The 2,896-nt window shown below is 63.2% G+C and carries 1 protein-coding gene and 1 pseudogene; one reads left to right on the plus strand and one right to left on the minus strand.

Annotated elements, in window-relative coordinates:
- Nucleotides 1–893 (plus strand): site-specific integrase (locus RKP46_RS15340; protein ID WP_311107440.1); only part of this gene is annotated, 893 nt, incomplete at its 5' end.
- A gap of 80 nt (nucleotides 894–973) precedes the next feature.
- On the opposite strand, the pseudogene RKP46_RS15345 reads toward RKP46_RS15340, so the two are convergent.
- Nucleotides 974–2,896, minus strand: a pseudogene (locus RKP46_RS15345) (restriction endonuclease subunit R); the annotation flags it as partial.

The following is a 2,896-nucleotide window of genomic DNA, read 5'->3' on the forward strand; positions in this document are numbered from 1 at the left end:
CGAAGCACGCGGACCAATGGACCAACACCCTCAAGACGTACGCCAGCCCGGTGCTCGGCCATCTGCCGGTCGCAGATGTCGACACGGGTCTGGTCGTGAAGTGCCTTGCACCCATCTGGGAAGGCAAGACTGAAACGGCCAGTCGCCTGCGCGGCCGTATCGAGTCCGTGCTGGACTGGGCGACCACCAGCGGTTACCGCAGCGGCGAAAACCCTGCTCGCTGGAAAGGGCATCTGGAGAACCTGCTGGCCACCATCCGCAGGTCCAGTCGCACGCGCAACCATCCGTCGCTGCCGTGGCAGCGCATCGCTGCCTTCATGGCGGCTCTGCGCGCACGAGAGGGGGTATCGGCGCGAGCGGTGGAGTTCTCCATTCTGACGGCGTCCCGATCGGGAGAGGTGCGCGGCGCGCGATGGGCCGAGTTCGATCTCGCGGGCAAGGTGTGGACGATACCCTCCGAGCGCATGAAGGCGCGGCGCGAGCATGAGGTTCCTTTGAGCGATGCCGCGTTGGCGTTGCTCGAGTCCATGCCAAGGGATGGCGAGATCGTCTTTGCCGGCATCAAGGGGCAACCGCTGTCGGATATGTCGCTGACTGCCGTGATCCGTCGCATGAACGGCGATGACAAGCCGGTGTGGGTGGATGCCAACGGCGACGGTGTGACCGTGCACGGTTTCCGCAGCACCTTTCGGATGTGGGCGGCGGAGACGACGAACTACCCGCGCGAAGTCGCCGAGCACGCGCTGGCGCACCAGTTGCCGGATGCCGTCGAGCGTGCGTATCAGAGAGGTTCGCAGTTCACCAAGCGTGCTGCGCTGATGGCGGATTGGGCCGCGTTCTGCATGACGGTGATCCCTGATGCGCTCGTCAAGTCGATTCGCACCGCCGCGTGATCGACCACTTCGCATGCGGTGCGACAAGCGGCTGGCTGCCGGCCGCATTTCACAGGTGCCCCGCCAGTGTTGGCGCGGGTTCAGCGCTGCCTTTGTCCTGAGTCCGCGAGGATCAGCAACTCGTTCAGGGTACGGACCACCTCAAAACGCGCGGGGTTCTGACCCACCGCCAGAGCCTTGAAATGCGCCTTGCCGCACTCGATCTTTGCGCTCTCCCGGTCCCGCAGGTCTTCGGTGAAGAGGCTGTACTTTGTCTCCACGACGAAGTACAGATGCTCACTGCCATCGGTGTCTACCAGCACGGCCCAGTCGGGGTTGTAGGCGCCGAGAGGGGTCGGCACCTTGAACCAGCCGGGGAGCTTGGCGTACACCTTGATTGCTTCGTTCTTCTCCAGATCGTCGGCGAACCTGCGCTCAGTGTCCGATTGGTAGACGACCTGTTCGTGGACAGACTTGTTGGCGGCGATCATCGAGCTGAGATAGCCGGACAACTCCTCGGCCTCGAAGAGCTGCTGTGCGTAGTAGACCGCGTCGCCGAGGCGCTGGTACTTGATACCGTCCACCAGGGCCATACGCTTTGCGCGGTTGATGATCTCGGCGGTGACTTCAATGAACTTCTGCGGATTTCGCTTGAAGTCATCGAGCCGTCCGCTTTCGACAAGAATTCGGCAAATGCTACGGCGCGTGAGCGCGGTCTTGTCCTGCAGGTCGGTCAGGATGTCGGGTAGTTCGATGTTGCCTTCGTCGAGCGTCACGGGGGCAGAGGAGGCCGTCTTGATCGTGTCTACGCCGGAGCGCGCAATCGCGAGGTTGGCCTTGCGCCACTGAAGGCTGGCGCGGGTGATGTTCTGGGCGGTCGCCAGAGCCGTGATGCACGTTTGCAGCAATTTCTCATTGTCGAACTGCACGCGGTAGGTCGTCCTGTGCTTGATGCGCTCCCAAAGTGCCCTGAAATCCGCCCCGTGTAAAACGGCTTGGCGCGTTCTCACCGGAGTGCGCTGGTCGGCGTTCCTGATCTCCAGGCGCCCGGCCAGCTTGCGAAGGATCTCCGTCACTTGCGGCAGCAGGGCGGCAAACGGCTCGGGCAGGGTCAGGGTGCCAGTTTTCAGCGCGGTGCGCAGCGCATCCTGTACCTTGCCTTGCCCGTTTACGAAACCGGCGGCTTTCAGGTGCTGCCACAGGACCTTGGACTGATCGAATCCGAGCGGCGCGAGCCGACCATCGGCGCCGGCGACGGCGACCCCCGCGAACTGGTGCATTTCCACGCTGCCGAAGCGGATGCCCGTTTCGTCCTCGATCTCCTTCTGGAGGTTCTCGGCGAATTGTTCGTAGCTCTCGGTCGCGATCACGGTCAGCGTGTTGATGTCAAAGCCGCGCAGGCGCTCCCCGTGCTGGTTCACGCACAGCCGCAAGCCGCGCCCGATCGTCTGGCGACGCTGCTGCTCCGAGGCCATCTCGCGCAAGGCGCAGATCTGGAAGACGTTCGGATTGTCCCAGCCTTCGCGCAGCGCGGAGTGCGAGAAGATGAACTTGAGCGGCGTGTCGAGGCTCAGCAGCTTTTCCTTGTCGCGCATGATCAAGCTGTAGGTGTCGTCGTCGGCCTGGGTGTTGCCCTTGGTATCCCTATAGACTTCCAGCGTCTTGCCGCCGACCTTCTTGCGGTCGATCGAGAAATAGCCGTCGTGCACCTTCTCGGCAGCGGTGGCGAGGTCTACCTCCTGGAATAGGCTCTGGTAGTCGGGGTGCCTCGCGAGGCGGCGATACTCCTCCTCGAAAATCTGCGCGTACTCGCCCTTCTCCGGGTTTCCGGCGGCGTCGTAGTGGCGATACTTGTCGACCGCATCGATGAAGAACAGGCTGAGCACCTTGATGCCTTGCGGACGAAGCCGCTTCTCCTTTTCCAGGTGCTCCTTGATCGTGCGGTGGATCATCTGGCGCTGCACCGCCAGCGCGTCTACGTCGCCGTGGGCTTCCCCTGGGCGGAGGAATCGCTCGCCGCCGGG

It is taken from the genome of Accumulibacter sp., from assembly GCF_031732815.1.
Taxonomy (GTDB): domain Bacteria; phylum Pseudomonadota; class Gammaproteobacteria; order Burkholderiales; family Rhodocyclaceae; genus Accumulibacter.